At 27.3% G+C, this 6737-nt stretch carries 7 protein-coding genes; 4 read left to right on the forward strand and 3 right to left on the reverse strand.

Going from position 1 to position 6737, the window contains the following annotated elements:
• The first annotated feature begins 96 nt into the window (after positions 1-96).
• Positions 97-402: a hypothetical protein gene (locus B9N70_RS07025; protein ID WP_085115086.1), complete on the forward strand. Its 306-nt coding sequence runs from the start codon at positions 97-99 to the stop codon at positions 400-402.
• Positions 403-444: 42 nt separating this feature from the next.
• Here the strand turns inward: B9N70_RS07025 and B9N70_RS07030 are convergent, their stop codons facing one another.
• Together B9N70_RS07030 and B9N70_RS07035 are read right to left on the reverse strand one after the other, a co-directional pair.
• Complete coding sequence (locus B9N70_RS07030) at positions 445-891, reverse strand: Hsp20 family protein (RefSeq protein WP_085115087.1); 447 nt, start codon at positions 889-891, stop codon at positions 445-447.
• Between the two features lie 101 nt (positions 892-992).
• Positions 993-3068: a S9 family peptidase gene (locus B9N70_RS07035; protein ID WP_085115088.1), complete on the reverse strand. Its 2076-nt coding sequence runs from the start codon at positions 3066-3068 to the stop codon at positions 993-995.
• Between the two features lie 15 nt (positions 3069-3083).
• On the opposite strand from B9N70_RS07035, the gene B9N70_RS07040 reads away from it, so the two are divergent.
• Positions 3084-3587: a J domain-containing protein gene (locus B9N70_RS07040; protein WP_085115089.1), complete on the forward strand. Its 504-nt coding sequence runs from the start codon at positions 3084-3086 to the stop codon at positions 3585-3587.
• On the opposite strand, the gene B9N70_RS07045 is transcribed toward B9N70_RS07040, so the two are convergent.
• Positions 3584-4546, reverse strand: a complete 963-nt coding sequence (locus B9N70_RS07045) for a glycosyltransferase family 9 protein (RefSeq protein ID WP_085115090.1) — start codon at positions 4544-4546, stop codon at positions 3584-3586. The two genes, B9N70_RS07040 and B9N70_RS07045, sit on opposite strands and share 4 nt — an antisense overlap.
• Before the next feature lie 49 nt (positions 4547-4595).
• Here B9N70_RS07045 and B9N70_RS07050 point away from each other — a divergent pair, with 49 nt between their 5' ends.
• Both B9N70_RS07050 and B9N70_RS07055 read left to right on the forward strand, forming a co-directional pair.
• The gene (locus B9N70_RS07050; RefSeq protein WP_085115091.1) at positions 4596-5462 is read left to right on the forward strand and encodes a dihydrodipicolinate synthase family protein; all 867 of its coding nucleotides are present in this window, start codon (positions 4596-4598) and stop codon (positions 5460-5462) included.
• A gap of 20 nt (positions 5463-5482) precedes the next feature.
• Entirely contained in the window at positions 5483-6670 is a 1188-nt protein-coding gene (locus B9N70_RS07055; protein ID WP_085115092.1) for an SAM-dependent methyltransferase, read from the forward strand.
• Positions 6671-6737: the final 67 nt, after the last annotated feature.

A 6737-nucleotide genomic window follows, 5' to 3' on the forward strand; every position in this document is an offset into this window, starting at 1 on the left:
ATTCTTTTAAGAGATACTCTTTTAAATTGAAGGTTATTCACATAATTCAACTTATAAGTTTATATTTATGCCATATTTTAAAGTTAGAAATCTCAAATGAAAAAAAATCTCTTAATTAGTATTTTAATTACATCATTTTTTTTTATTTCTGGTTGTCAAACAGTTAAAAACAAGACTGATGCAATCGTTGAAAAAGAAAATGCCAAACTAAGTAAGTATATTGGCAAGTCATCAAATGAGTTGCGGTTAGATCTTGGTAAACCAGATGAAGATTTTAAAAATGAAAAAGGTAATTTAGAATTAGTTTACAAAACTAGAAAATATGGAATTCCCTGCGAAAGAAGATTTGAGATCGATTCAAATCAAGTTGTAATAGGGTTTGTTTCAAATGGATGTTTTTAAATCACTTGCGGAGAGTTAATCTCCGCAAGTAAGGTCATTTACTTATCTAATTTCAATAAGTTTTTTCTTTTTATGTTCTGGGATAATTCTTTCACAAGAAATTGTTAAAAGACCATCTTTTAGCTTAGCTTCACCCACTTTTACGTCATCAGCAATAGTGAATGATCTAGCAAATTGTCTTTGAGAAATTCCTTTATGAATTATTTCTCCGTCAGAGTTTTTATCATCTGATTTATTAACTTGTTTTGTTCTTACAGTTAATAAATTATCTTCAAACTCAACTTCAACATCATCTTTTGAAAAACCAGCTAATGCTACTTCAATAGCATAGTTATCTTTACCAGTTTTTCTGATATTGTATGGAGGGTAGTTTGATTGCATTGTTAAATGCCCATTACCCAACATATTTTCAAATTGATCAAACATATCGTCAAAACCAATTGAAAAAGGTCTTAGTGAGTTAAATATAGATAGATCCTTACTTGTCATAATATCCTCCTTTGTTTAAGCAAGTTTATTTTTGCAAGCCCCATTAGGCGACTTACATATGTAATTTAATAACAAGTTTTAAATTTTCAAGAGCTTTAAAATCAAATTTTTTTCGAAATTTTTAATGCAAAAGCATAATCCAATGCAATTTCTTCAATTGCACCATCACGTCCTGATTTTCCCCCATGACCTGCATTCATTTCAGTTTTTAAAAGTAACAAGTTGTTATCTGTTTTATAGTCTCTTAACTTTGCTGTAAATTTTGCAGGCTCATCAAAAAGAACTCTATTATCACTTAAGCTTGTAGTAATTAAAATATTTGGATAATCCATTTTTTTAATGTTGTGATATGGTGCATATGAGTAAATGTAATCAAAGTGATCTTTATTATCTTTGGCATTTCCAAATTCATCAAATTCACCTACAGTTAATGGCAAAGAATGATCAAGATTTGTTGTAAGCGAATCTACAAAAGGCACTGCCATTATAATTCCAAGAAAAAGCCCTGGTGCTTGATTAACCACTGCACCCATAAGCAAACCACCAGCAGATCCACCCATTCCAATAATTTGGCCTTCAGATGAATATTTGTTATCAATCAAATATTTTGCAGCATGTATGTAGTCTTCAAAAGTATTTTTTTTATTGGTTAGTTTTCCTTCTTTCCACCATTTCATTCCTTTTTCCATACCACCTCTGATATGTGCTGTAGCCCAAATTATATCTCTATCTATTATACTCAATCTTGTTGATGAAAAACTTGGACTCATTGAGTGACCATATGAACCGTAACCATAAAGCAGCAAATTAGCCGAACCATCAATTTTTGTCTTTTTATGCCTAGTTATTGTAAGAGGTACCATTCTTCCATCGTGAGATTTATATTCAACTCTCTCAACTATGTAATCATCAGGATTATGACCAGATGGAATTTCTTGTTCTTTAATTAATTTTTTTGATTTAGATGCCAAATTAAATAGATAAACTCTAGAGGGAGTCTTTGGAGAAGAATATCCCAAATATATCTCATCAGTATTTCTGTTTTTTTGTTTTAATGAAACATTTGGAACACAAACTTTTTCTTCAGAAATCATTAACTCTTCTTCTATTCCATTTTTTTTATTAATTACAAATAGTTTATCAAGAGCACCAGAGGTCTCTGATCTTATAATCCAATTGTTTAAAAAAGTTAGTCCACCAATCAATGTTTCTTTTTTAGCTGGTATAAAATCTTTCCAATTTTGATTTTCAAGACTATCAGAAGTTTGAATTTTGAAATTCTCAGCATCTTTGTTGGTGTGATTATAAAATTTTCTATCCCAAGAATTCACAGAATATAATATTCCCTTTTCCCTTTTTTGAATCAATTTAGGAACAGGTTTTTCTTCATTTACATCAAAATAATATTGTTCAGATGTATTATGATCTGAAGTTGATATAAAATAAAATTTTTCATCTGAGCTTATGCCGATATTTACGGTAAATGCTTCACTTTTTTCCTCAAAAATTAATTCATCTTTTTTGTCAATACTGCCAATTTCATGTCTAAAAATTTTTCTTGCTCTATGATTTTCATCTAAACTTGAATAGTAAATAAATTTATCATCTAAACTAAAAGTAATATTTCCAGATGTTTCTTTAATTTCTTTTGATATAATTTCTTCTGTTTTAATTTCCCTTATAAAAATTGTGTAATATTCAGAGCCTTTAGTATCAAGTGAATATGCTAAATATTTATCATTATTGCTAACTTCTAAATCTCCAACTCCAAAATACTCTGTTTTTATTTTTTCTTTTTCTTTGTCACCATTCCAAATTTCTTCAACTTTGTCTGATCCAATTTTCTTTCTTAATTTTATTGAATAATTTCCTTTAGTGGTTGTTTTAGTCCAATATTCATATGAATGATCTTTATAAGGCAAAGATTCATCATCTAGTTTTATTCTACCTTTAATTTCATCAAAAAGTTTTTTTTGTATTTCCTTAGTGTCCTTTAGTTGTTCTTCGGTATAGCTGTTCTCTTCTTCAAGATATTTTCTAACTTCTGGGTTTAATTTTTCTTTATCTTTTAAAACCTCTAAAATATCTTTTTGATGTATCCAGCTATAATTATCCTCCCAAGTGACATCGTGACAGGATTTTAGCTCAGGTTTTTTTGCTAATTGTGGTAATTTCATAAATAAAGGAAATATATGAATATAATTATTTATACATTAGTCATTTTAACTATTTTTTATTTATTAGTTAAAAAATTCACTACTATTTCCTCAAAGAAAATCTCTAAAAGTGCAAGAATACTCCTTATTATTGGGCTCTTTCTACTTGCTATACTATTTGCTGTTGGAGGAAGGTATTTACTCACACTTCCTCTCACACTAGCCAGCTTGGCATTATTGAAGCTAAAAGGATTATCAATTTTTCAATTAATATCTCTATTTAGATTAATTCAAACTTTAAGAAACTCTGGTAGATTTTCTTTTAACAACACACAGAATAATAATAAAACTAGCCTTAGTATTGATGAGGCTTATAAGATTTTAAATTTAGATAGAACAAAAAACATCACCAAAAAAGAAGTAAAAAAAGCGTACACAAGAATCCAAAAAAAAATACACCCAGATGTTTCACCTGAAACTGCTAGACTTTCCACAATTGTCAATGAAGCTAAAGAGCTTGTTCTAAATGATATTTCTTAATTTAAAATCTTAATTAATTTTTCATAAATTTTTGTTGGATTAATTTTGTCTTTTCCGTCACTATGATGATTAACATCTTCCATACCGTCAGGAATAACAGGATGCATCCTTGGGCTATAATTTCCATACATCAAAGGCGTGTCAGCCATTAAGGTAATTGTTTCTATGCCAAGAGCAGCAGAAAGATGGGAAAAACTTGTATCATTACAAATTGATGCATTACATATTTTAATAATTGGAAGTGTTTCATTAATTGACAATTCATTAATTGGAGTACACAATTTACCAAACTCAGAATAAATTATTTTTTCTAAAATTTTTTTTTCCTCTTCATGATTGCCAGTTGCAAGGAAAAAATGGCAATTCTTAATTTTTGAAATTTTTTCAATTACACTTATAAAAGTTTCTGGTGGAATTCTTTTAGATGGTCCTGAACCACCGATGCCCAGTAAAATATAAAATTTATCTTTATTTATTTTATATTTTTTTTCTATTTGTAATAATTTTTTTGGATTAAGAAAAATTTTTGCATCAGTTTCAACGTCAATATTTAAATTTTTTTTTAAGAAATATCTAGCCGTATTAATTATATGCTGATTTTTTTTACTAAATTGAGGATATTGAAATATTTGTTTAGAGCCAGATAATTTTGAGCACAATTTATACCTTAAGGATGAATTAAATATAAAAATTTTGTCAAATTTTTCTTTTTTTAAATCCACAATTAAATTAAAAAATCCTCTTATTCCATCATGACGACCATTTAATTTTTTATTCCTATCTAAAGTGAGTATCTTACCAATATAAGGCGTATCACTCAGAAATTGTTCAGCTTTAGAACTTTTTCTTGATAAAAGATCAACAGGAGTATTATATTTTTTACTTATTGCTTCAATAAAAGGAAGAAAAATTACTGTGTCACCAATACCCATTTTATTTTGAACGGCTAAAATTTTCATATTTGTTTATAATCTTTACTAAATAATTTTTTTATATAAATTTCTACTTATGAGCAAAATTAATGGCATATATGCTGCTTCTATGTCTATATTTAATGATGATTTAAGTTTAAATGTGGCGAAAACAATTCAACATAGTGAACAGCTTATTGATGAGGGCTGTCATGGAGTGGCTATTTTTGGTAGCACAGGTCAGGCTCAATTAATTTCTATATCTGCAAAAATTGAATTATTGAACAAATTATCTTCAAGTAAATATAAAGAAAAATTTATAATAGGGACAGGACTTAATTCCCTTACAGAAACGATTAATTTAATGAAAGTTTCAACCTCATTATCTTTTAAAAGATTTTTAATAATGCCACCAGCATATTACAAATATGGACATGCAGATGTAATTAATTTCTATAGCAAAATTATTGAAGCAGTATCAGATTGTGAAATAGTTTTATATAATTTTGAAAAACTTTGTGGATATAAATTTGATATACCTACAATTAAGGAATTGGTTAAAAAATTTCCAAAACAGATTATTGGTATTAAAGACAGTACTTATAATATTTTTGAAGAACTAAGATTAGATAATTTTTCTGTTTTACCAGGTTCTGAAACTAAATTAATAAAAGGTTTAAAAGTTGGTTGTTCAGGAATTATAACTGCTACTTGCAACATAACAGCTAAATTATCTAGAAAAGTTTATGATGATTTTATTAGAGACAAAAGTGAAACAGATAATAAAAAATTATGTGATGTTAGAAAAGCATTTGAAAACTATAATTTGATTTCTGGCATACATGCATATTACTCTACTAGAGATATAATTTATAAAAATGTTTTGCCCCCATTAAGTTTACTTTGTAAAAAAGATTATCAAGATTTAGAAAAGAATTTAATATCTTTAAATTTTAAAAATTAATTTTTTAATGATGGTAAAAAATGCAACTAGCAAGATTTCTTAATAAGGTTTTTAAAAAAAGTGGTTTTATTTTAATAGATGCAAATAATAACAACTATATTATTGGTGAACCAAAAGAAAATCCAATCAAAGTAAAAATATTAAATCCAAAACTTCATTATAAATTATTGTTTCATCCAGATTTATATTTTGGTGAGGCATATACAGATGGTGAAATCGTATTAGAAAATGGAAGTTTGACAGAATTTTTAGATCTTGTGCTAATGAATATAGGAAGAAGAGAATTTAATTTTTTTAGCTATTTATTAAATAAAGCTAGAGGTTCATACAGATATTTAACAAATTTTAATTTTATAAAAAAATCAAAAATGAATGTTTCCCATCATTATGATATTTCAGATGATTTGTATGATTTATTTTTAGATCCTAAAAGACAATATTCGTGTGCATATTTTAAAAATGAAACTGATACACTTGAACAGGCTCAAAATAATAAGATTCAACATATTATAAAAAAATTAAATTTAAAACCTAATCAAAAAGTTTTAGACATTGGTTGTGGCTGGGGATCTCTAGCAATTGATATTGCAAAAGCAGCTCAATGTGAAGTTACAGGAATAACTCTATCAGAAAATCAACATAAGTACGCAAATGAAAAAGTAAAAGAATTAAATTTAGAAAATCAGGTAAAATTTAAACTCATCGATTATAGAGAATTAAATGAAAAATTTGATAGGATTGTAAGTGTTGGAATGTTTGAGCATGTTGGTAGAAAATTTTATAATAAATTTTTTAAACAGGTTGAAAACTTATTAGTAGATGATGGAGTTGCAATGATCCACACCATTGGATCAGTTGATCCACCAAGAGACCCACATCCATGGATTACTAAGTATATATTTCCAGGCGGTTACACTCCAAGTTTGAGTGAAGCGGTAATTTCGATTGAAAAAGCAGGATTAATTGTAACAGATATTGAAGTTTTAAAACTACATTACTCCCATACACTTAGACACTGGAAAGAGAATTGCCTGAGCAATAAAGAAAAAATTATCAAAATGTTTGATGAGAAATTTTTTAGAATGTGGGAATTTTATCTTGCGGGATGTGAAATGGCGTTCAAATGGGGAGATCAAGTAGTATATCAATTTCAGCTTGCAAAAAATTATACATCAACTCCAGTTACAAGAGACTATATTTATCAATAAATAATTGATAAATATTTAATCTCATTCAAATGAAAAAAAAAAAAAAAAAATTATCAAAAAATAAATC

This window comes from Candidatus Pelagibacter sp. HIMB1321, assembly GCF_900177485.1.
Classification (GTDB): Bacteria; Pseudomonadota; Alphaproteobacteria; order Pelagibacterales; family Pelagibacteraceae; genus Pelagibacter.

Bases quoted from the DNA above. Each gene is read 5' to 3' on its own strand.
- B9N70_RS07025 (WP_085115086.1), top strand. From the start codon at position 97: ATGAAAAAAAATCTCTTAATTAGTATTTTAATTACATCATTTTTTTTT.
- B9N70_RS07030 (WP_085115087.1), bottom strand. From the start codon at position 891: ATGACAAGTAAGGATCTATCTATATTTAACTCACTAAGACCTTTTTCA.
- B9N70_RS07035 (WP_085115088.1), bottom strand. From the start codon at position 3,068: ATGAAATTACCACAATTAGCAAAAAAACCTGAGCTAAAATCCTGTCAC.
- B9N70_RS07040 (WP_085115089.1), top strand. From the start codon at position 3,084: ATGAATATAATTATTTATACATTAGTCATTTTAACTATTTTTTATTTA.
- B9N70_RS07045 (WP_085115090.1), bottom strand. From the start codon at position 4,546: ATGAAAATTTTAGCCGTTCAAAATAAAATGGGTATTGGTGACACAGTA.
- B9N70_RS07050 (WP_085115091.1), top strand. From the start codon at position 4,596: ATGAGCAAAATTAATGGCATATATGCTGCTTCTATGTCTATATTTAAT.
- B9N70_RS07055 (WP_085115092.1), top strand. From the start codon at position 5,483: ATGCAACTAGCAAGATTTCTTAATAAGGTTTTTAAAAAAAGTGGTTTT.